Annotated in this window: 23 protein-coding genes; 17 read left to right on the top strand and 6 right to left on the bottom strand. The window is 62.9% G+C overall.

Features of this window, described 5'->3' with window-relative positions; all coding sequences use genetic code 11:
* The first annotated feature begins 73 nt into the window (after positions 1-73).
* From AT302_RS05115 to hemP, 12 genes are all read left to right on the top strand, one after another.
* Positions 74-655, top strand: a complete 582-nt coding sequence (locus AT302_RS05115; protein ID WP_058377511.1) for a TIGR00645 family protein — start codon at positions 74-76, stop codon at positions 653-655.
* Positions 656-692: 37 nt separating this feature from the next.
* Positions 693-2,216 (top strand): fumarate hydratase, encoded by a 1,524-nt coding sequence (locus AT302_RS05110; protein WP_058377510.1) that lies wholly within the window; start codon positions 693-695, stop codon positions 2,214-2,216.
* Positions 2,217-2,488: 272 nt separating this feature from the next.
* Positions 2,489-2,968, top strand: coding sequence for a bacterioferritin (bfr, locus tag AT302_RS05105; protein ID WP_058377509.1), 480 nt, complete (start codon positions 2,489-2,491; stop codon positions 2,966-2,968).
* Between the two features lie 124 nt (positions 2,969-3,092).
* Positions 3,093-3,965: a glutamate racemase gene (murI, locus tag AT302_RS05100; protein ID WP_084656027.1), complete on the top strand. Its 873-nt coding sequence runs from the start codon at positions 3,093-3,095 to the stop codon at positions 3,963-3,965.
* 224 nt (positions 3,966-4,189) lie between these two features.
* The gene (locus AT302_RS05095; RefSeq protein WP_058377508.1) at positions 4,190-4,456 is read left to right on the top strand and encodes a (2Fe-2S)-binding protein; all 267 of its coding nucleotides are present in this window, start codon (positions 4,190-4,192) and stop codon (positions 4,454-4,456) included.
* 432 nt (positions 4,457-4,888) lie between these two features.
* Positions 4,889-5,587 carry an energy transducer TonB gene (locus tag AT302_RS27940; RefSeq protein ID WP_058377507.1) on the top strand — a complete coding sequence of 233 codons (699 nt, stop codon included), beginning with the start codon at positions 4,889-4,891 and terminating at the stop codon, positions 5,585-5,587.
* Between the two features lie 39 nt (positions 5,588-5,626).
* Positions 5,627-6,367 (top strand): MotA/TolQ/ExbB proton channel family protein, encoded by a 741-nt coding sequence (locus AT302_RS05085; RefSeq protein ID WP_058377506.1) that lies wholly within the window; start codon positions 5,627-5,629, stop codon positions 6,365-6,367.
* 27 nt (positions 6,368-6,394) lie between these two features.
* Positions 6,395-6,817 (top strand): ExbD/TolR family protein, encoded by a 423-nt coding sequence (locus AT302_RS05080; protein WP_058377505.1) that lies wholly within the window; start codon positions 6,395-6,397, stop codon positions 6,815-6,817.
* Between the two features lie 232 nt (positions 6,818-7,049).
* Entirely contained in the window at positions 7,050-7,958 is a 909-nt protein-coding gene (locus AT302_RS05075) for a pirin family protein (RefSeq protein WP_058377504.1), read from the top strand.
* A gap of 186 nt (positions 7,959-8,144) precedes the next feature.
* Positions 8,145-8,555 (top strand): OsmC family protein, encoded by a 411-nt coding sequence (locus AT302_RS05070; RefSeq protein ID WP_058377503.1) that lies wholly within the window; start codon positions 8,145-8,147, stop codon positions 8,553-8,555.
* 109 nt (positions 8,556-8,664) lie between these two features.
* Positions 8,665-9,135, top strand: coding sequence for an SRPBCC family protein (locus tag AT302_RS05065; protein ID WP_058377502.1), 471 nt, complete (start codon positions 8,665-8,667; stop codon positions 9,133-9,135).
* Positions 9,136-9,310: 175 nt separating this feature from the next.
* Positions 9,311-9,562 carry a hemin uptake protein HemP gene (gene hemP, locus AT302_RS05060; protein WP_058377501.1) on the top strand — a complete coding sequence of 84 codons (252 nt, stop codon included), beginning with the start codon at positions 9,311-9,313 and terminating at the stop codon, positions 9,560-9,562.
* 451 nt (positions 9,563-10,013) lie between these two features.
* Here the strand turns inward: hemP and AT302_RS05055 are convergent, their stop codons facing one another.
* The 3 genes from AT302_RS05055 to AT302_RS05045 all read right to left on the bottom strand — a co-directional run bounded on the left by AT302_RS05055 (position 10,014) and on the right by AT302_RS05045 (position 11,904).
* A complete protein-coding gene (locus AT302_RS05055; RefSeq protein WP_058377500.1) occupies positions 10,014-10,421 on the bottom strand; it encodes a GlcG/HbpS family heme-binding protein in 408 nt (135 codons plus the stop codon).
* A gap of 119 nt (positions 10,422-10,540) precedes the next feature.
* Entirely contained in the window at positions 10,541-11,332 is a 792-nt protein-coding gene (locus AT302_RS05050) for a YdcF family protein (protein WP_058377499.1), read from the bottom strand.
* A gap of 83 nt (positions 11,333-11,415) precedes the next feature.
* Complete coding sequence (locus tag AT302_RS05045) at positions 11,416-11,904, bottom strand: Dps family protein (protein WP_058377498.1); 489 nt, start codon at positions 11,902-11,904, stop codon at positions 11,416-11,418.
* A gap of 207 nt (positions 11,905-12,111) precedes the next feature.
* On the opposite strand from AT302_RS05045, the gene AT302_RS05040 reads away from it, so the two are divergent.
* Positions 12,112-12,816 (top strand): thiamine phosphate synthase, encoded by a 705-nt coding sequence (locus AT302_RS05040; protein WP_084656026.1) that lies wholly within the window; start codon positions 12,112-12,114, stop codon positions 12,814-12,816.
* Between the two features lie 3 nt (positions 12,817-12,819).
* Here AT302_RS05040 and AT302_RS05035 read toward each other — a convergent pair whose 3' ends face one another.
* The 3 genes from AT302_RS05035 to recG all read right to left on the bottom strand — a co-directional run bounded on the left by AT302_RS05035 (position 12,820) and on the right by recG (position 18,059).
* Positions 12,820-14,271: a catalase gene (locus AT302_RS05035; RefSeq protein WP_058377497.1), complete on the bottom strand. Its 1,452-nt coding sequence runs from the start codon at positions 14,269-14,271 to the stop codon at positions 12,820-12,822.
* 355 nt (positions 14,272-14,626) lie between these two features.
* Positions 14,627-15,571, bottom strand: a complete 945-nt coding sequence (locus tag AT302_RS05030) for a LysR substrate-binding domain-containing protein (RefSeq protein WP_058377496.1) — start codon at positions 15,569-15,571, stop codon at positions 14,627-14,629.
* 190 nt (positions 15,572-15,761) lie between these two features.
* Positions 15,762-18,059: an ATP-dependent DNA helicase RecG gene (gene recG / locus AT302_RS05025; protein ID WP_058377495.1), complete on the bottom strand. Its 2,298-nt coding sequence runs from the start codon at positions 18,057-18,059 to the stop codon at positions 15,762-15,764.
* Between the two features lie 100 nt (positions 18,060-18,159).
* On the opposite strand from recG, the gene queA reads away from it, so the two are divergent.
* From queA to yajC, 4 genes are all read left to right on the top strand, one after another.
* Positions 18,160-19,242, top strand: a complete 1,083-nt coding sequence (gene queA / locus AT302_RS05020) for a tRNA preQ1(34) S-adenosylmethionine ribosyltransferase-isomerase QueA (RefSeq protein WP_058377494.1) — start codon at positions 18,160-18,162, stop codon at positions 19,240-19,242.
* Positions 19,243-19,382: 140 nt separating this feature from the next.
* Positions 19,383-20,507, top strand: coding sequence for an MBL fold metallo-hydrolase (locus AT302_RS05015; protein ID WP_084656025.1), 1,125 nt, complete (start codon positions 19,383-19,385; stop codon positions 20,505-20,507).
* A 90-nt stretch (positions 20,508-20,597) separates the two neighbouring features.
* Positions 20,598-21,728, top strand: coding sequence for a tRNA guanosine(34) transglycosylase Tgt (gene tgt / locus AT302_RS05010; protein WP_058377492.1), 1,131 nt, complete (start codon positions 20,598-20,600; stop codon positions 21,726-21,728).
* 228 nt (positions 21,729-21,956) lie between these two features.
* A complete protein-coding gene (gene yajC, locus AT302_RS05005) occupies positions 21,957-22,223 on the top strand; it encodes a preprotein translocase subunit YajC (RefSeq protein ID WP_233179920.1) in 267 nt (88 codons plus the stop codon).
* Positions 22,224-22,302: the final 79 nt, after the last annotated feature.

Here is a 22,302-nt window from a genome sequence, read left to right as displayed (position 1 = left end):
TTGATGTTGATTTGATAATAATGGCCTGCGGCTTCGGGCGCAGGCGAATGTCCCCCACTTCGTCAAGATTGCCATGTCGACTCCCGGCCGCTCCTCCGACGCGCCGATGCGCCCGCTGCCCCGCATCATTTTCTTCAGCCGCTGGCTGCAACTGCCGCTCTATCTCGGCCTGATCGCAGCGCAAGGCGTCTACGTCTACAAGTTTCTCGCCGAACTCTGGCACCTCGTCACCCACGCCGCCAGCTTCGACGAAACGCAGATCATGCTGGTCGTGCTCGGCCTGATCGACGTGGTGATGATCTCGAATCTGCTCATCATGGTGATCATCGGCGGCTATGAGACCTTCGTCTCCCGCCTCGGCGTGGAAGGCCACCCCGACGAGCCCGAATGGCTCGATCACGTGAACGCCGGCGTGCTCAAGGTGAAGCTCTCGATGGCGCTCATCAGCATCTCGTCGATCCACCTGCTCAAGACGTTTATCGATGCGTCCCAGCAAACGCCGCACACGATCATGTGGCAAGTCATCATCCACATCTCGTTCCTGCTTTCCGCCGTCGTGATGGCCGTGGTCAACAAGATGACCAACGACAGCCACGCCCCGGCGTACGCTACCCCCCAAGCTGTACCGGCTGTACCGAATAACAATACCCACTAAATCCTCACCAAGTCCCCACTAAGTCGAGAGCCGTTTCATGTCTACCGTCATTAAAGAAGACGACGTCATTCAGAGCGTCGCCGGTGCCCTTCAGTACATCAGCTACTTCCATCCGGACGATTACATCCAAGCGCTGGGCCGTGCCTATGAGGCCGAAGAAAGCCCCGCCGCCAAGGATGCCATCGCACAGATTCTGACCAACAGCCGCATGTGCGCCGAAGGCCGCCGCCCGCTGTGTCAGGACACCGGTATCGTGACCGTCTTCGTGAAGGTCGGCATGAACGTGCAGTGGGATGCCAAGCGCAGCCTCACGGACATGATCAACGAAGGCGTGCGTCAGGCTTACATGCACCCCGAGAACGTGCTGCGCGCCTCGATCGTTGCCCCGCCCGAAGGCGGCCGCAAGAACACGAAGGACAACACGCCCGCCGTCATCCACTACGAAATCGTGGAAGGCGACAAGGTCGACATCACGGTCGCAGCCAAGGGCGGCGGCTCGGAGAACAAGTCGAAGTTCGTGATGCTCAACCCGTCCGACTCGATCGTCGACTGGGTCGTGAAGACCGTGCCGACGATGGGCGCCGGCTGGTGCCCGCCGGGCATGCTCGGCATCGGTATCGGCGGTACGGCCGAGAAGGCCATGGTCCTCGCGAAGGAATCGCTCATGGACCCGATCGACATCCATGACCTGATCAAGCGCGGCCCGCAGAACTGGAACGAAGAGCTGCGTATCGAGCTGTTCGAGAAGGTCAACGCCCTCGGTATCGGCGCGCAAGGCCTCGGCGGCCTCGCCACGGTGCTCGACGTGAAGATTCTCGACTACCCGACGCACGCCGCGTCGAAGCCGGTCGCCATGATCCCGAACTGCGCCGCCACGCGTCACGCGCATTTCACGCTCGATGGCTCGGGCCCCTCGTTCCTCGCCGCCCCGTCGCTCGACGCCTGGCCGAACGTGCACTGGGAACCGAACACTGAGACGAGCAAGCGCGTCGACCTCGACACGCTCACGCCGGAAGAAGTCGCCAGTTGGAAGCCGGGCCAGACGCTGCTGCTCTCGGGCAAGATGCTCACGGGCCGCGACGCCGCCCACAAGCGCATCGCCGACATGATCGCCAAGGGCGAGCCGCTGCCGGTTGACTTCAATGGCCGCGCGATTTACTACGTGGGCCCGGTAGATCCGGTGCGTGACGAAGTCGTCGGCCCGGCCGGTCCGACCACGTCCACGCGCATGGACAAGTTCACCGACATGATGCTGTCGAAGACGGGCCTCGCGGTCATGATCGGCAAGTCGGAACGTGGCCCGGCCGCCATCGAAGCGATCAAGAAGCACAAGGCTGCGTACCTGATGGCCGTGGGCGGCGCCGCTTATCTGGTGTCGAAGGCGATTCGCGCTGCACGCGTGCTGGCCTTCGAAGACCTGGGCATGGAAGCCATCTACGAATTCGACGTGAAGGACATGCCCGTCACCGTCGCGGTGGATTCCACCGGCGTGTCGGTGCACCAGACCGGCCCGAAGGAATGGCAAGCCAAGATCGGCAAGATTCCGGTCGCAGCGGCGTAATACAGCACCACTGAACGCGGCTCATTCGGCTGAACACCGCCGGATGAGAACGCGGTAAGTGTTGCTGTGAAAGGCCCGGCACCGTCCGGGCTTTTTTTTGCCCCATACATAGGCATGCTCGCGGCCTGAAACGGGGCCGAATTCAACGCGAATAGATCGCGTTACCATTCGTGTCTCGGTTCACGAAAAGCCTTGCAGGGCTTGGCTTTCCGAGCTTTTCAGGCTATCGTTCAACCGCTTGCAAATTGCACAACTGCATATAGGGATCCGAAATGAAAGGCGACAAGAAAGTCCTCGAACTCCTCAACGCTCAGCTCACCAACGAACTGACCGCGATCAACCAGTACTTTCTGCACGCCCGCATGTACAAGCACTGGGGTCTCGACAAGCTCGGCAAGCATGAGTACGACGAGTCGATCGGCGAGATGAAGCATGCCGACAAGCTCATCGAGCGCATTTTCATGCTCGACGGCCTGCCGAACCTGCAAGACCTGCACAAGCTGCTCATCGGCGAGAACACGGAAGAGATTCTGGCTTGCGATCTGAAGCTGGAATACCTCTCGCAGAAGACCTGCAAGGAAGGTGTGGCGCACTGCGAAACCGTGAAGGACTTCGTCTCGCGCGAAATCTTCAACGAAATCCTGCACGACACGGAAGAGCACATCGACTGGCTGGAAACGCAGATCGAACTGATCGCCAAGGTCGGCCTGCAAAACTACCAACAGTCGGGCATGGCTTCGTTCGAAGACTGAGCGGTATAGAGAGTTTCGCGCGACACCCGTTGGCAAGCATCGACACAGCGTCGGTGAATACCGCCCAACGGGCTTTGCGCTAGAATTCCGGGGCCGGCCATTTGCCGGCCCTTTTCTGTTTACCATGCCCTCCAACGCGCCGATTGGCGTCTTCGATTCCGGTCTCGGCGGTCTCTCGGTCCTTCAGGCCGTGCGCGCCCTGCTCCCCCACGAGTCGCTGCTCTACGTGGCCGACTCCGCCTTCGCCCCCTACGGCGAACGTCCCGACGCCTTCATCGCCGAACGCAGTCTCGCCGTCGGCCGCTGGCTGCGCGAGCGCGGCGCTAAAGCGTTTGTGGTCGCGTGCAACACGGCCACCGCACATGGTGTCACCGCCCTACGGGCCGACGCGCCGTGGCCAGTCGTGGGTGTCGAGCCGGGTATCAAGCCAGCCGCCGCTGTGTCGCGCACCGGCGTGATTGGGGTGCTGGCCACGGCCGCCACCCTGCGCAGCGCCCGTTTCGCCGACTTGCTGGCGCGTCACACGGCGCAAGGGCAACGCTTTCTCTGTCAGCCGGGGCACGGTCTGGTCGAATGCATCGAAGCAGGCGATGTCGACTCGCCCGCCGTCATGGCGTTGCTGGAACGCTACGTCGCGCCGATGGTGGCGCAAGGCGCCGACACGCTGGTGTTGGGCTGCACCCACTACCCGTTCCTGATTCCGGCCATCCGGCAGCGGTTCGGCACGGCGCTCACGCTGATCGACACCGGCGCGGCCATCGCGCGGCAGTTGCAACGCCGTCTGGAAACCGACGGTCTCTGCGCACCGCGCGACCCCGGCGCCAGCGGGAACATGCAATTGTTCACGACGGCCAATGTTCAGGCGCTTCAGACGATGGCGGACCGCTTGCTCGTCAACCCGCCGGTCGCCCAGATCGTCGAAATCGGACAAATCGACGGGACGGCGTGGCCCCGGATCGATGCACCAGCCAAAACGGGCTCGGCGCTCGCCAACTGAGATTTTGCGGCGGCGAATGCCGGTCATCGGCCGCTGCCGCCCGTCCCACGGGCTTCTGCCCCACGCGTCGCCCGACAAACCTTCCCATAATTCCCAACTGTTTAGCCCGATTCAAACACCCGTATATCCATGAGCGTGCTATGGGATAGGGTATTTAGGCTTGCAAAATCTGATCGGTTAAATAATAATTATTCTCATTAGTGTTACATTTTGACGTTTTCATCATGATCGTTTGCGTCTGCAAATCCGTCTCCGAGCGCCAGATCAAGGCCTGTCTCGACGCTGGCGCCACTTCGATGGAAGATCTCCAGATCGACCTCGGCGTGGCCCTGTGCTGCGGCAAGTGCGGTCCGTTCGTTCAAGAAATGGTGGCCGGTGCGTCGCCGTGCTGCGGCCGCTCGTGCGGTGGCTGCTGCCAGTCCGCCTGCGACGTCACCACGACGACCACGACGGAAGTCGTCGTTATGCAAGAACTCGCGTTGGCAGCGTAATTCAGCGTTCGCGCCCGCCTCTGATTCATGAGCGCCGGGTAGCGCCTGTAACGTGTCATCCGGTAGGATTTCGCCATTGCGACAGGGCAACAACGTCGCGACGGCAAGGGAGCCAGCCAGGCGTCTCGCATGCGGTCAACCGCATCAGGCGGCCATGCGCCAGCCAGCGATTCGCGTCACCCACGGAGGTGTCAAATGGAACTCCTGATTGGCTTTGTCTCAACGTTATGCTTATCGTTCTTCCTGTTTCGAAGGTGAGTGCCCGGCAATCTCTCGGTTCACTGCTTTCGCGACATTCGCAGTTTTCGCCGACCGCGCCCCTTGGCGCGGTTTTCCTTTGATCGCACGTCCGGCCTTTCCGAACTCCCGAGTTCCGCACACCGCGCTTCTCTCACCGTTCACCGCCGCAATTAGCGTACCCTAGCCGTTACCATGTCGACCGTGCCCCCTACGACCCTCGCGCTCATGCCGAGCCGCGATCCGTTGATGTCGCCGCGAGCTATCGCGGTCGCCACAGCGATCGTAGTCGTCCATATTGCCGCCCTGATCGGGCTTTCGTTGATGCACAACGAACCCGAGAAGGCAACGATCGAGCCGACGACGTTTACCGCGACGATCATTCCGCTCACCCCTGCGCCCACGCCGCCGCAACCGGCGCCGCCCAAGCCGCAACCCGAACCGCCCAAGCCGAAGGTCGCGCCGCCGCCGCCCAAGCCGCGCGTGCAGCCGCAAAACGCCATCACGCAAAAGGCCGAGCCTGTTGCACCGCCGGCCCCGGCCGAGCCGACGCAGAACGCTGCCCCAACACCACCCGCACCGCCTGCACCGACGCCGGCCCCCGCACCGTCGGGCCCGATCGAAGGTCTGGCCGTCAAGTGCGACGAGCCGCGTGTGGTCTATCCTACGCAATCACGACGCGTTGGCGAGGAAGGCACCGTTACGCTGCGTCTGGTGATCGATACGCGTGGCGTGGTGTCGACGGCCAATATCGTCAAGTCGAGCGGTTTCCCCCGTCTCGATCAGGCGGCCCGCACCGCCGCGCTGGCGATGCGCTGTGCGCCCCCGATGCAGGGCGGCCGCGCGGTGGAAGCAGCAGCGACCAAACCGTTTAATTTCAATCTCAACGATTAACGTAACGATTCACGAACTGGATCTCCCGAGGAACGCAAAATGCAAGAGTATGGTTTGAGCCACGTCTGGGCGCAGGGCGATTTCGTCACCCGTGCCATCGCGATCGTGTTGTTGGTGATGTCGGTGCTGTCCTGGACGGTCATCCTCATCAAGGGCACGCAGATCTTCCGCCTGAGCCGCCTCACGCGCACGGCCGAGCCGGACTTCTGGCATTCGGAGAACTTCACCGCCGGTCTGCAAAAGCTGGGCGAATCGTCGGGCAGCAACAACCCGTTCCTCGCCCTTGCACTCGCCGGTCAGGACGCCGCCGAACACCACCGCCAGAGCCAGCCGCACCTGCACGACAAGATGGACGTGAGCGACTGGATCACGCGCGCGCTGAAGAACTCGGTGGACGACACCGTCTCGCGCCTGCAAAGCGGTCTGGCCATGCTGGCCTCGATCGGTTCGACCTCGCCGTTCGTCGGCCTGTTCGGCACGGTGTGGGGTATCTATCACGCCCTGCTGGCCATCGGCGCGTCGGGTCAGACGACCATCGACAAGGTGGCCGGCCCGGTGGGTGAAGCCCTGATCATGACGGCCTTCGGCCTGTTCGTCGCCATCCCGGCCGTGCTCGGCTACAACGCCCTGACGCGCGGCAACAAGGGCGTGGTCTCGAAGCTCAACCGCTTTGCCCACAGCCTGCACGCCTACTTCCTGACCGGTGCCAGCCTGCATTCGCCGCAGTTCGCGAACAACGTCACGCCGGTGCGCAAGTCCACCCCGGCCAGCGCCAGCTAAGCCGCCGCAAGAGAGAAGGAGTTCGCCATGGCCATGGGGTCTTATAGCAGCGACGAAAGCATGGACGACGGCATGATGAGCGAAATCAACATGACGCCGCTGGTCGACGTCATGCTGGTGCTGCTGATCATCTTCATCGTGACGCTGCCGGTGCTCAACCACGCCGTCAAGCTCGATCTGCCGCAGGCAAGCAGCCAGCCGGAAGACACCAAGCCGGCCAAGATCGATCTGTCGATCCAAGCCGACGGCACCGTCTTCTGGGACAAGCAGCCGGTCGACGAGGCGACGCTGCACGCCCGCCTGCAACAAGCCGCCGACGCGCAGCCACAACCCGAGCTGCACCTGTTCGCCGACAAGAACGTGCGTTACGAGAGCGTCGCCAAGGTGCTCGCCGACGCGCAATCGGCTGGCGTCACCAAACTGGGCTTCGTGACCGAACCGGCCAAGTAAGCGTCCGGGCAATTCACAAGTTACAGAAGTCGCACAGAAGTCAAAAAGCGCGGTGTTCATCACCGCGCTTTTTTTCGTCTTGCGTCACAACTTCCGCCCGATTGTTCCAATTGGGTAACAATCCTTCCCCGCTTGAGGGCTACTCCCCGCCCCACTCGCCCCGATATAGTCTGCACATGACAACGGACTGATCGCGCCACGGCGTGTCAGCCCTCCACAGGAGAGTCCCCTCATGAGCACGACCTACACCCGCCCGGTTGCCCGCGTCTTCACGGCTGCGCAAACGCAGGAAGGTGCCGGCTTTTACGTCAACCGTCCGTTCCCTACGCGCATGCTGATGGACTTCGATCCGTTTTTGCTGCTCGACGAGATGGGCCCGATGCAGGTCGCACCGGGTGATGCCAAGGGCGCGCCCGACCACCCGCACCGCGGCTTCGAGACGGTGACCTATCTGCTGGCTGGCGAAATGGAACACCGCGACTCGCAGGGTCACGCAGGCAAACTCACACCCGGTGACGTGCAATGGATGACGGCCGGTGCCGGTGTCATTCACTCCGAGATGCCGTCAAAGGCGTTTCAGGAGCGAGGCGGTGAAATGCATGGCTTTCAGCTGTGGGTGAACCTGCCGCGCGTGGACAAGATGATGACGCCGCGCTATCAGGAGCTGCCCGCCGCCGGTATTCCGAGCGCCACCAGCGCCGACGGCAAGGTGTCGGTGCGCGTGATTGCCGGTGAAGCCCTCGGCACGAAGGCCGCGATTGAGACCCGCACGCCGATTCTGTATCAGCACTTCACGCTGCAACCACAGGCGCTGCTCGAACAAGCGGTGCCGGCCGACTTCAACGTGTTTGCGTATGTCGTCGACGGGGAAGGCGAGTTCGGGACGGAAGCGTCGGCGGCCAAGAAGCATCAGATGGTCGTGTTCGGTAGCAACGATGACGGCAAAGGCGAAGGCGTGACCGTACGCAACGTCAGCGACAAGCCGCTGTCGTTCCTGCTGATCGGTGGCAAGCCGCTGGGCGAACCGGTCGCACGCTACGGCCCGTTCGTGATGAATACGGAAGGCGAGATTCGTCAGGCGATTCTTGATTTTCAGGCGGGACGTATGGGTCACATTCCGGCCACGGGTTCCGCAGCCTGATTCCGCGACCTGATCGAGGCACTTCCGACGTAGCGACGTATCGACGTAGCGGCAATGAGATGAACGGCGGGTATCAAGGTGCGAGGGTGCGCCGAGATACCCGCCGTCGCACTTGAGGGACCAAATTGGGTCACAATGACACGCAGAGTGCGTTGTGATCCATTGGAGCATCTAACAGGAGTTGTTATGAGCGCAGAAGCGATTGTCACCGCCCATCTGGGTGCGGCCGGTTTTACGACGCGCCTGTCGGATGGCAAGCACGAATGGATCGGCGACGAACCCGCCTCGCTGGGTGGCGGCGATCTGGGCCCGATGCCCTCCGCGCTGCTGCTCTCGAGTCTGGGCGCATGCACGTCCATTACGTTGCAGATGTATGCCCGCCGCAAAGAGTGGCCGCTCAAGGAAGTGAAGGTCACGCTGGCCATGAATCCGGATGGCAAACCTGCGGCAGGCACGACGCAAATCACGCGCAAGATCGAGCTCGGCGGCGATCTGTCGGAAGAACAACGGCAGCGCCTCTTGGAAATCGCCAACGCGTGCCCAATTCACAAGGTGTTGTCGGGTACGATCGCCATCGACAGTTCACTCATCGAGTAACACGGCGACGGATGGCCGTCATTGCAGTAGATACGCTTCACCGCCCGCACCTGCTCCGCCGGCCCGCCAATGTGGCGCGCTGGCGGTTATCGATTCAAGGGGAAATTTCTTGCAGTACGAACACCTGATCGAGGTCAACGACCTCCTGAACCCGCTGGCCTTTTCGCTCTCGCGCGAACAACTCTGGAACGGGCTCGTGCTGCGCGCCGAGCAGCCGGCAAACTTCGTGCTGGGTCTGGACGAGTGCATCCTGCATGAGCGCACGGACGACACGTTGGTGCGCGAACTGCGCTTCGGCCAAGCCGTGGTGCGCGATCGCGTGATCTTCACGGCGCTGCAATCGGTGCGCTACGAGACCGCAGCCACCGACCAGCACGCGGGCGGCACACTCACGATGGCCATCGAAGAGCCCTCGCCCACGCACTACTTCGTGCGCTTCATCTACAGCACCACGCTGCCGGAAGATGCCGCCACGGCCGATACCCGCTACAGCGAGTTCGTGAAATCGGCCTATCGCGAGGCCGACATCGACACCATCGCGCATATTCGCGCCCTCGCCGAGCAAGGCGCACTCGACTGATTGGCACGCTGCCCGTCGGTCGACGTCATCACTGATGGCGTGCCGGACGCCTCGTCATCGCGTCCGGCACACGCTAAATTCAATAAATCTATCGCTATTAACAATACAATAGACAAATTCAAATACAAATGGGAATGATTCTCATTTAATATTCTTCTCACAGTCAGACATACGGATGAGCGAGATGAGCGCAAGCCACACCACAGCACGCCAGACCACGCCCGCCACGGCACCGCGCCGCACCTTGTCGGTGTCGCGTACGCAAGTGGCCAGCCCGGTGGCAGCCAAGCCGGCAAGCACGACACCCGGCCGCGTCCTGACGAGCGACCATCTGCTGCAAGGCACGCAGTGCGTGAACATCCTGCACAACGGCCAGACTTACCAACTGCGCGCTACGCGCTACGGCAAGCTGATTCTGACGAAGTAACCGAGGTAAGTTGCAAGAAGCAGCAAGAAGGCGAAGTAAAGAATTTTGGCGGTGGCTTGACCACGACCTTGCCGCCGCCTTCACCGAGTTTTGTGGGGACCACCTCGCCTAAGAGGTGTTTGGCAGTAGCCAGCGAACGCAACGCGATCCCATGTAGTTACGGCAAGCCCCTCTCTACCTGCGTTGCGCGCCAGCCAAGCCACTTTTTTTGTCCAGCCACAAGGGTTTCATTGATGTTCTCCTCGTGGCCCAACCTGCCAAGCCTCAGGTTGCGGCCATCCGGCCTGACAAGCCTTTAACCCGTTCGCGAGAGCGGGTTTTTCTTTTTGGGCTGCCGGATGTGTGGCGGTGCACAACGCGCCGCGAGACTTTTGCCCCGCGACGCAGGCGATGACCCGCTGGTACCACTGGTACTGCGAGCCTCGCGAATGCTGCTTACGTACGGTGCTGCTTACGCGCCAACGACGGCAGCGATACCGGCACGGGCGATTTGCGCGTCTTGCGCCGACTTCACGCCCGACACACCCACGGCACCGATCACATTGCCTTCGACAACGATGGCCACGCCGCCTTCGAGCATGGCCGTGTTCGGCGCGCTCAGGAACGCATAGCGGCCGCCATTGATCATCTCTTCGAACACGCCGCTGTCGCGACGGCTCACTGCCGAGGTCTGCGCCTTGCCCAATGACATCATCGCGGTGCTGGGGGCAGCGCCGTCCATGCGATGCAGCGACAGCGCGTGGCCGCCGTCATCGACGATCGTGATGCACACGTTCCAGCCGTTCGCAGTGGCTTCGGCCACGGCGGCAGCGTTGATCTTTTGTACGTCTTCAGCGGTCAGGACTGCTTTGGTCTTCATATGTCTCTCTCATTTGGGTGGGTGAGCAAAACAGAAAGCCGGCGCTCCGGTCGCGGCACGTGCGGCCGTTCATACGAACTATGCCGCCGCTTCGTGACATCAGGCACACCGGGGGCGGCTCAATGCCCCACGGACATTGCCATCCACTCGCGCAGAGCCACGCGCGTGGCGCGCATGCCGTCGAGTGTCGGCCACCAGCCGGGAATCGCATCGGGGTCCAGCGCGCGCTCGTTGCAGCACGGTGCGGGTACCACCGTGAGTCCGGCGCGGACAAACTGGTCGCGGGCGCGGCGCATATGCCAGGCGCTCGTCACCAGATAGATGCGCGTGACGCCGGCATTGGCCAGCATGCGCGCGCTGAACGTGGCGTTTTGCGCCGTATTCAGCGATTGGGCCTCGGTCCAGCGGACCGGGACGCCGAATTCGTCGGAGAGCACTTGCGCCATCAGGCGGCCCTCCGCAATGGGATAGCCCGACGGTGCACCGCCGGACACGAGAACGGGAAGTTGAGCCCGGCGCGCGAGAAACGCGCCGTAGCGTACGCGGGAAAGGGTGATCTCATGCAGATCAGCGCCGTCGGGTCGGCCGAATTCCGGCGCGCCAAGACTGGTGCCGCCACCGAGAATGACCACCGCCTGCGGCAAGTTCGCGGCGGCCTCCGGCGACTGGCGCGCGGCGTCGAGTCTCTTCACATCGACCGGCACCCCGACATTGAGCGGATGCGAGAGACGGCTCGCGAACCACGGCATCGCCTGAAGCCATAGCGCCAGCACGGACACCACGGCCAGGGTTTTGCCCAGCCGCGGCCAGCGCCGCCAGCATGCAAAGGCCAGCACCGCCAACACCAGAACATTGGCGGGCGGAAGGAACAGACTGACGAAGAGATTGCGGATAAGCCAATCGGTAGGCATCCGGCCAGTGTACTGGACTGCCTATCCGAGTGCACCCTTTCTCTATGACATTTCTCGTACGATAGGGCGCTTATGCCAGCAAGTTATGCCAGCAAGCTGCGTAGCATCCAGGCGTTCTTTTCATGCAACTGCATACGCTGGGTGAGCAGGTCGGCGGTCGGCTCGTCCGATGCGGCGTCCACGGTCGGGAAGATGCCGCGCGCGGTGCGTGTTACGGCTTCCTGCCCTTCGACCAGTTGGCGAATCATCTCTTCCGCGCTCGGTACCCCTTCGGCTTCGGGAATCGACGACAGCTTCGCGAACTCCTTGTACGTGCCCGGTGCCGGATAGCCCAGTGCGCGAATCCGCTCGGCGATCTGATCGACGGCCAGCGCCAGTTCGTTGTACTGGCCTTCGAACATCAGGTGCAGTGTGTTGAACATCGGACCGGTCACGTTCCAATGGAAGTTGTGCGTCTTCAGGTACAGCGTGTACGTGTCGGCGAGCAGGTGATTCAATCCTTCGACGATGCGCTTGCGGTCCTTTTCGCTGATCCCGATATTCACGCTGGCGACGTTGTTTTTCTTAGCCATGATCACTCCGTTCGTTAGGTTCACTTTCTTGGCCCTCACGGGCACGCTCTCGCGACATCGACAGGCGTTCGGTGTCACGTCTTGTCACCTGTCTTGTCATCTGAATCGCGTGACGATGCGAGGCACACTACTTGTCTGATACGGTGACGTGATTAATGTTCCGGTTACACTGCGCGCATGCCCGCCGACCTAGCCCGATTCCTGTCGATGTCCAGCCTGTCCGATTCGTCACGTTCGTCACGTACGTCACGTACATCAGGTGCGTCCAGCACCACCAATGCGCCGGGCAACACCGCTGATGCCACCCTGCCCCGGCAACTTCTGGTAACACCGGAAGTGACTTCGCGCGCAGAGATCGCGTCGTTTGCGTCACGGCTCGCACAGGCGCTCGCGCGCGGTACCCGGCTTGTGCAACTGCGTAACCGTTCACTGGATGCCGACGGCTATCGCGCACTTGCGGAATCGGCGCTGGCACTCACCCATGCGGCAGGCGCGCAGTTGCTGCTCAATCCACGCGCCGACGTTGCCGATCTCTGGCTCGACGCCGCAAACGGTCTGCATGCCGACACGGTGCCGCATGCCGATGGGTGGCATCTCACGAGTGCGCGGCTACTGGCCTGCCGTGAGCGGCCGACCGGCTGGAAACTCGTGAGCGCCGCCTGTCACGACACCGCCCAACTCGCACAAGCCGGCCGTCTTGGCGTCGATTTTGTGACGCTCTCACCGGTGCTCGCCACCGCCACGCATCCCGACGCCACGCCTCTCGGCTGGCCGGCGTTCACATCGCTCGCCGCCCAGACGACATTGCCGGTCTTCGCGCTCGGTGGCATGCGTGCCGACAGCCTGACGGCCGCGCGTAACGCGGGCGCCTACGGCATCGCTGCCATCCGAGCGTTCTGGCCAGCCAGCTAAGCGTTACGGCTTCGCCAGCGCCTCGCGCGCCGCCTTCACGCCCTGCGCGTAGGCCGGATCGATCTTGCCGAAATGCTCGAGCTGACGGTCCGCCACGTCATCGGGCACCCCTTGCATCGAAGCGGCGACATTGCCGAACAGGCGCGCTTTCTGCGCATCGTCGAACAATCGGAACAACGCACGCGGTTGCGAGTAGTAATCGTCGTCGACGCGATGGTCGTAACGATCGGCAACGGCCCCGACCGCTTCCGGCGGATCACGAAACTCCGGTTGATCGGCAAACGCGCCGTAGCGGTTCGGCTGATAGTTCGTCGTGCCGCCCAGATTGCCATCCACACGCATCGCACCATCGCGATGGAAGCTGTTGTGGAACGGGCATTTCGGTGCGTTCACCGGAATCGCGCTGTGATTCACCCCGAGGCGATAGCGCTGCGTATCGCCGTACGAGAACAAGCGCCCCTGCAACATGCGATCGGGCGAGAAGCTGATGCCCGGCACCACATTCGCCGGATTGAATGCCGCCTGCTCCACTTCTGCGAAGTAGTTCTCTGGATTGCGATTGAGTTCAAGCACGCCCACGTCAATGAGCGGATAGTCGCCATGCGGCCAGACCTTCGTCAGATCGAACGGATTGATGGCGTACGTGGCCGCGTCGGCCTCGGGCATCACCTGCACCTGCATGCGCCAGCGCGGGAAGTTGCCTGCCTCGATGGCATCGAACAAATCGCGTTGGGCGCTCTCGCGGTCACCGGCAACCACTTCAGCGGCCTGTGCGTTGGTCAGGTTCTCGACACCCTGCATCGACTTGAAGTGGAACTTCACCCAGAACCGTTCGTTCGCGGCATTGATGAAGCTGAACGTGTGCGAGCCGAAGCCGTGCTGCTGGCGATAGTTGGCAGGCAAGCCACGGTCGCTCATCAGAATGGTGACCTGATGCAGCGATTCGGGGTGACGTGACCAGAAGTCCCATGCGGCCGTCGGGTTACGCAGGTTGGTCTTCGGGTCGCGCTTCTGCGTGTGGATGAAGTCGGGGAACTTGAGCGGATCGCGCACGAAGAACACCGGCGTGTTGTTGCCAACGAGATCCCAGTTGCCTTCATCGGTATAGAACTTCAACGCGAAGCCACGCACGTCGCGTTCGGCATCGGCCGCACCACGCTCGCCAGCCACCGTCGAGAAGCGCAGGAACACCGGGGTTTCTTTGCCGACGGCTTCGAACACGCGAGCACGGCTGAAACGGGTGATGTCGTGCGTGATGGTGAGCTTGCCGTAGGCGCCGGAGCCCTTGGCGTGCACACGACGCTCGGGGATCACTTCGCGGTCGAAGTGGGCGAGTTTTTCGAGGAACCACACGTCTTGGAGCAGCGCCGGGCCACGTGGGCCGGCCGTGATCGTGTTCTGGTTGTCGGGCACCGGTGCACCGGCGGCGGTCGTGAGTTTCTTGGAATCTGACATGCGACGCTCTCCTGTTTCTTGATCGGTCAGCCTGTCGTGCAGGCTGTGGGGGGATGGGCTTAGCGGGAACAGGCCCTAGGCCGCCATCTGCGCAAACTCGGCAAGCACGTGCTCCAGCGTGGCTTCGATGTCGTGCAGATAGGTTTTCAGTGCGGTCATCGTGGTTGCCTCCTGTGGGTCGCAAAGGTTCGCAAACGCGTGTCGCTAGGTTAATAATTCCAATTAAAACAGTCGAATTAATCGTTTTTATCTATCGCATAGCCAAAAACAATGCGCCGCGGCGGGAAGCAGCGGCGCATGAGGTTCTTGCGGGGGAGAGACGGCCCTATGGCGGGCCGCGAGGTCTGGAAGGGACTTAGTTGGCCGTCGCCGGCAGATCGAGCGTGATCACACCGGGCAGATTGCATCGCGCGATGGCCTGCGCCACCGCATCGATCGCGGGCAGGCGCGTGAAGCTCTTGCGCCATGCAAGCACGACGCGGCGGTCGGGCACCGGCGCCGAGAACGGCACGTAGCTCAGCAGGCTGTCGGACGCCTGAACCTCAGGCACCGACGTCTTCGGCAATACGGTGATGCCGACACCGCTCGCGACCATATGACGAATCGTCTCGAGCGACGAGCCTTCGAAGGTCTTCTGAATGCCATCGGCGTTCTGCGAGAAACGCATGAGCTCCGGGCAGACGCCAAGCACGTGATCGCGGAAGCAATGACCGCTGCCCAGCAGCAGCATCGTTTCCTGCTTCAGATCACCCGCGTCGATCTGATCACGGTTGGCCCACGGATGGGCGCGCGGCAGCGCCACCACGAACGGCTCGTCGTAAAGCGGGCGCACCATCAACCCGCTCTCGGGGAACGGCAGCGCCATGATCGCCGCGTCGATTTCGCCCTGCTTGAGCAATTCGATCAGCTTGAGCGTGTAGTTCTCTTGCAGCATGAGCGGCATCTGCGGCGTGGTCTCGATCATCTGTTTGACCAGCGCGGGCAGAAGATACGGCCCGATCGTGTAGATCACACCCAGACGCAGCGGGCCGGCGAGCGGGTCGCGCCCCTGCTTGGCAATTTCTTTGATGGCAATGGTCTGTTCGAGCACGCGCTGCGCCTGCGCGACGATCTGCTCACCCAGCGGCGTGACGCTCACCTCAGCGGCGCCACGCTCGAAAATCTGCACATTCAGCTCGTCTTCGAGCTTCTTGATCGCCACCGACAGCGTCGGCTGGCTGACGAAACAGGCTTCCGCTGCGCGACCAAAATGGCGTTCTCGCGCCACCGCCACGATGTACTTGAGTTCCGTGAGGGTCATGTCGTCCTAACCTGTAAATTAATCGGATTACCGCAATCGATAGATTTTGTTTTTTATAGCACAATCGAGCGGTCATTGCCCGTTTTCAGGCGACGCCCGATCGTCGTCGCCGCATTGAGCGGACCCCGGATTCAGTCAACGTCAGCCTGTTTCGACAAGACCCGCCGCCCGTAGATGCGCGCGTCCCCGGTCAGGCTTTCAGATAGTCTTCCCGCGCGCCGAGCCAGCGTTCCAGATGCGCCGCCACGGCGCCCGGATGCGAAGCCAGCAGTTGCTCGGCGGCTTCCTGCGCGCCGGGAATCATCCAGCCGTCTTCGTTCAGATCGACAAAGCGCAACATCGCGGCGCCCGATTGCCGCGCTCCGAGAAACTCTCCGGGACCGCGAATCTCAAGGTCGCGACGGGCGATGACAAAGCCGTCGGTCGTCTCGCGCATCGTTTGCAGGCGCGCCTTCGCGCCCATCGACAACGGCGACGCATACATCAGCAAACACACCGACTCGGCGGAACCCCGCCCGACGCGCCCGCGCAGCTGGTGCAACTGCGCAAGGCCGAAGCGCTCGGCGTGTTCGATCACCATCAGTGACGCATTCGGCACGTCCACACCCACTTCGATCACGGTCGTGGCCACCAGCAGATGCGTGTTGCCGCGCGTGAAGTCCTCCATCACGGCGGCCTTCTCGGCCGGCGAGAGGCGTCCGTGGACGAGCCCCACACGTAACTCGGGCAGCGCGACCATCAATTGCGCGTGTGTGTCGACGGCGGTCTGCAATTGCAGCGCCTCGCTTTCCTCGATGAGCGGACACACCCAGTAGACCTGACGCCCGGCCAGCGCCGCCGCACGCACGCGGTCGACCACCTCGGCGCGCCGCGTGTCGCTGATCAGCTTGGTTACCACCGGGCTGCGGCCCGGCGGCAGTTCGTCAATGACGGAGACATCGAGATCGGCGTAGTACGTCATCGCGAGCGTGCGCGGAATCGGCGTCGCACTCATCATCAACTGGTGCGGCATGGCGTTTGCGCCCATCCCCGCCGTCTGCATCTTGCTGCGTAGCGCCAGACGCTGGGCGACGCCAAAACGGTGCTGCTCGTCGACGACGGCCATGCCGAGGCGCGCGAAAGTTACTGTGTCCTGAATGATCGCGTGCGTGCCGATGACGAGTTGCGCCTCACCGCTGGCGACACGCGCCAACGCTTCGCGCTTCTCTTTCGCCTTCATGCTGCCGGCGAGCCACGCGACCTGCACACCCAGCGGCGTCAGCCACCCGGAGAGCTTGCGCAGATGTTGTTCGGCCAGAATTTCGGTGGGCGCCATGATGGCGGCCTGATACCCGGCGTCGATGGCTTGCGCTGCCGCGAGCGCGGCGATGATCGTCTTGCCGCTGCCCACGTCGCCTTGCAGCAAGCGCTGCATCGGGTGAGGTTCGGTCAGATCCGCGCGAATTTCCGCCCACACGCGCTGCTGTGCGCCGGTGAGACGGAACGGCAGCGCCGCCTCGAAGCGTTCGAGCAGCCCCCCGGGGACGTGCTTGCCCAGCGAGGGTGCCGCCAGTCGGCGTCGCGCTGCCTGCGCCCGCTTGAGCGAGAGTTGTTGCGCCAGAAGCTCTTCGCACTTGATGCGCAGCCATGCCGGGTGCGAGCGCTCCATGAGCGACGTCTCGGACACCTTCGGCGGCGGCGCGTGAAGCAAGCGCACGGCGTCGGCCAGCGACGGCAGCGGATGATCCGGCCCGATCGAGGCTTGCAGGAGCCCGGGCGGCAGCAACTCAGGGAGCGGGGTGCGCTCCATGGCGTTATGAATGGCTTTGCGCAAGTACGCCTGCGACAGACCGGCGGCGCTCGGATAGACCGGGGTGAGCGCTTCGGGCAACGGCTGAGCGGCGTCGGACACGACGCGATACGACGGGTGCACCATCTCCAGACCGAAGAAGCCACCGCGCACTTCACCGCGCACACGCACGCGAGTGCCGACGGAAAGCTGTTTTTGCTGACTGCCGTAGAAATTCAGAAAACGCAGCACTAATTCGTGCCCTTCGTCTTCGATGCGTACCAGCCATTGGCGTCGCGGACGGTAAGCGACGTCACTCGACGTGACCGTGCCTTCGACCTGCGCGAGTTCACTCGGCAGGACATCGCCGATCTTGCTCAGCCGGGTCTCGTCCTCATACCGCATCGGCAGATGCAGGATCAGATCGATGTCACGCTTGAGGCCGAGCTTGGCGAGCTTGTCCGCACTGCCCTTGCGGGCGGCGCTGCTGCTGGCGGTGGGTTTCGCGGGAGATTTTTTAGCGGCGTTGCCAGTCGTGGCATCGTCGTTGGCGGATGCACCAGCCTTCGACTTTGCACCGCGCTTCGTGACGGCTTTGCGCCCGGTTGGCGCTGCGTCACCCCGTGCGGACGCGGCGCCGGTGGCAGTGCCATCGGCAACATCGGCAAGGTCCACAAGGTCGGCGGCAGGCGCTGGGGCGGGCATTCGGCGTTCGGTCATGCAGTCGCGGCGTCGGGCGTTCGCCCTCGGGTGCACGCCTTATCGGCAAGCCATCGGACGAACCAAGTAAAATGTCGGTTGCTACGCATTGTAAACGCTGATGTATACCCTTTCCGATTTCGATTTCGACCTGCCGCCCGAACTGATCGCGCAGACCGCGCTCGCCGAGCGCTCCGCAAGCCGCCTGCTGGAGGTCGACGGCAGCGTCACGCCGCCGCATCTCTACGACCGCCGCTTTGCCGACCTGCCGGGCCTGCTGGCACCGGGCGACCTGCTGGTGTTCAACGACACCCGCGTCATCAAGGCCCGCCTGTTCGGCCAGAAAGCGAGCGGCGGCAAGATCGAAGTGCTCGTCGAGCGCGTGATCGACAGCACCACCGTGCTTGCCCAGATCCGCGCCAGCAAGAGCCCGGGCCCCGGCACCGTCCTGCGACTGGCCGACGCCTTCGAAGTCACCGTCGGCGCGCGTGTCGACCAGTTCTACACCCTGCATTTCCCGAGCGACTGCTACCCGTTGCTGGAAACTTACGGCCGCCTGCCGTTGCCTCCGTATATCGCTCACGAGGCCGATGCCGGTGACGAGACGCGTTATCAGACCGTCTACGCCCGTAACCCGGGCGCTGTGGCTGCACCGACGGCCGGTCTGCACTTCGACGATGCCCTGTTTGAACGGCTCGACGCGCTGGGCGTGCAGCGCGCGACGCTCACGCTACACGTGGGCGCGGGCACGTTCCAGCCGGTGCGCGTAGAAAATCTTGGCGAACACAAGATGCACTCGGAGTGGTACGAAATCACGCCCGAACTGGTCGAGGCGATTGCCGCCACCCGGGCACGCGGCGGCCGTGTGATCGCGGTCGGCACGACGTCGATGCGCGCGCTGGAGTCTGCCGCACAAGCGACGTTGGCTGCGGGCGGCGAGGCGGGTACGCTGCGCGCGGGCAGCACCGAGACCGACATCTTCATCACGCCGGGGTACCGGTTCCAGTTGGTCGACCGGATGATCACCAATTTCCACCTGCCCAAGTCGACGCTGCTCATGCTCGTGTCGGCGTTCTCGGGCATGGAGACGATCCGCGCGGCCTATCGCCACGCCATCGAGCAACGCTACCGCTTCTTCAGCTATGGCGACGCGATGATCCTGTCGCGCGTGGAAATGCACGAGGCGCCGAGGGCCGCGGCTTGATGATCTGAGGGCTGGGACGCCGCCGCAATCCCTGTTAGGACGGCATCCCAAAACGGCCGATTGTGACTCGAAGAGCGTTACGTCGACCACATCCCCGGAGGCACACTGCGACACGCTTGTTCGCACCTCCGGAGTCTTCCATGACAGCCCCTGCTTCTTGTTCTTCACTGCATTCGCGGCATTCCTCGCACGCCAGTGGCGTATTCCGTCACCTTCGCTCTCGCCACCCCTCGTTCGCAAGCGTTCTCGCTCGCTTCGCCGTCTGCGTCGTGATGACGCTCGGACTGGTGCTCGCGTTATGCGGTCCAGCCAGCGCGTCATCCGCCGGGGCCCACCTTCCGGCATCCGCATCCACACCGGCAACACAGTCAGCACCGAGCGCGTCAGCCTCACGACTCGACGGGCAAGGCTTTGCCATCGAACGGCTTGACGACGGTCACTACGCTATCCATGAGCCGGGGTACTGGCAGCGCAACGTCGCGTATCTGATCGTCGGAAGTGAGCGCGCCCTGCTGTTCGACCCGGGCGGCAGCGCCGGCAAGGATATTCGCCACGCGATTGCGCATCTGACGGACAAGCCGATTCTGGTACTCCCGTCGCATCTGCATTTCGATCACATCGGTGGCCTGAAACACTTCGATGACATTGCCCTCATCGATCTGCCCTTCACCCGCCAACTCATCGGCGACGACGGCCGCGTGCGGGTGCCCGCCGAGATACACCTCGGCAAGCGCGAAGGCTTTGATCCCCCCCCGTTTCGCGTGACCCAGTGGCTCGCCCCGGGTTCTGCGATCAAACTCGGCGGCCTGACGCTCGATGTGCTCTCCTTGCCCGGCCATAGCGCCGACTCCACCGCGCTGATCGAGCGCAACGGCAACCGCATCTGGACGGGCGATCATCTCTACGCGGGGGAGTTGCTGGCACATCTTCCCGGCAGTGACGTGAAGCAATACCTCGTCTCACACCGCAAGCTGCTGGAATACGTAGACACCAACACGCGGATCTTCGGCGGACACAATGGCACGCCACCTCACAGCGATCGCAACGAAAGCACCGGTCGCAATGCGGGCGACGATATCGCCATCACCGTGCTGCGCCGTGGCGATGCCTATGCATTCGCCGAAGCGCTAGAGCGGGCGGTCGTTCGCGAGGACGACACCACGGGCGGGACGCCCATGGAAGATACGTTCGGGCGCGGCGTGCGCTACCCCGTCAACGAGCGTATGACGCTTATGGAACCGGCGAGGCCCGAGCCGGTACAATAGCGGCCTGGCCGCGCATGGGGCGCGTGCCGCTTTATCCCGTCCCGTGCGGGCGCCGGCTTGTTTTGCCGGTGGTGCCGGGGCGCATGACACATGCTCAAGTTCGAACTCATCACCACCGACGGACAAGCCCGTCGGGGGCGCGTCACGCTCAATCACGGCGTGGTCGAGACGCCCATCTTCATGCCCGTGGGCACCTACGGCTCGGTCAAGGCGATGTCGCCCGTCGAGCTGGTCGAAAACAACGCCCAGATCATCCTCGGCAATACCTTCCACCTGTGGCTGCGCCCGGGGCTGGAAACGATTGCCGCGCACGGCGGGCTGCACAAGTTCATGGGCTGGGACAAGCCGATCCTGACCGATTCGGGCGGTTTTCAGGTCTTCAGCCTCGGTGAACTGCGCAAAATCAGCGAAGAAGGCGTGAAATTCGCCTCGCCGGTCAACGGCGACCGGCTTTTCCTCTCCCCTGAAATCTCGATGCAGATTCAGCGCGTGCTGAATTCGGACATCGTGATGCAGTTCGACGAGTGCACACCGTACGAGATCGACGGCCGTCCGGCCACCGAAACCGAGGCCGGTCAGTCGATGCGCATGTCGATGCGCTGGGCCAAGCGCTCGATCGACGAATTTAACAAATTGGAAAACCCGAACGCGTTGTTCGGCATCGTGCAGGGCGGGATGTACGAGAACCTGCGCGACGAGTCGCTCGCCGGGCTGTCGGAATTGCCGTTCCACGGCTACGCAATCGGCGGGTTGTCGGTCGGTGAGCCGAAGGAAGACATGATGCGCGTGCTCAATCACGTTGCCCCGCGCCTGCCGGCGGACAAGCCGCATTACCTGATGGGCGTGGGCACACCGGAAGATCTGGTGGCGGGCGTGGCCGCAGGCGTGGACATGTTCGATTGCGTCATGCCGACCCGCAACGCACGTAACGGCTGGCTGTTCACGCGTTTTGGTGATCTGAAAATTCGCAACGCGTCGCACAAGACGGACACGCGCCCGCTGGACGAAACTTGCGGCTGTTACGCCTGTCGAAACTTTTCGCGCGCCTATCTGCACCACTTGCAGCGAGCCGGGGAGATTCTGGGCGCGCGGCTCAACACCATCCACAACCTGCATTACTATCTGACGCTGATGCAGGAAATCCGGGATGCCATCGAGGCCCACCGTTTCGACGCTTTCGTCGCCCAATTCCGGGCCGATCGCGCGCGCGGCGTGCAGTGATGGCCGGCGCCTGAGGCTCAGGCACCGAATCCCCGGGGGAATGGGGTCGGGCGGTGGTAAAATGCCGGGCTTGGATCCTGCATCCTCGCACCGAAACACATGCCGCGCGTGACCGGATAACCGGCCACACGCGGCTTTTACACGTCTTACACATAAGGAGAACCGAACGTGCTGATTTCAGAAGCCTTCGCCCAGACGGCTGGCGCCGCCAGCTCGACCAGCAACCTGATGAGCTTCCTGCCGCTCGTACTGATGTTCGTGGTGCTGTACTTCATCATGATCCGTCCGCAGATGAAGCGTCAGAAAGAAACCCGCAACATGCTGGCAGCGCTCGCCAAGGGCGACGAAGTCGTGACCTCGGGCGGCCTCGCCGGTCGTATCTCGAAGGTCGGTGAGACCTTCGTGACCGTTGAGATCGCCGAGAACGTCGAGATCAACGTGCAAAAGGGCGCTATCACGACCCTGCTGCCGAAGGGCACCATCAAGGCGCTCTGATCCTTCGCGCAACCGCACGCGGCCGCCACATCCGGCGGCCGCAACGCATGGCGGTACCCGCCCTTCGGGGCACGGGTGC

The sequence above is a fragment of the Pandoraea norimbergensis genome (assembly GCF_001465545.3).
GTDB classification, from domain to species: Bacteria; Pseudomonadota; Gammaproteobacteria; order Burkholderiales; family Burkholderiaceae; genus Pandoraea; species Pandoraea norimbergensis.
The sequence above is the reverse complement of the archived record's forward strand: the minus strand, read 5'-3'. Positions and strand labels throughout refer to the sequence as shown.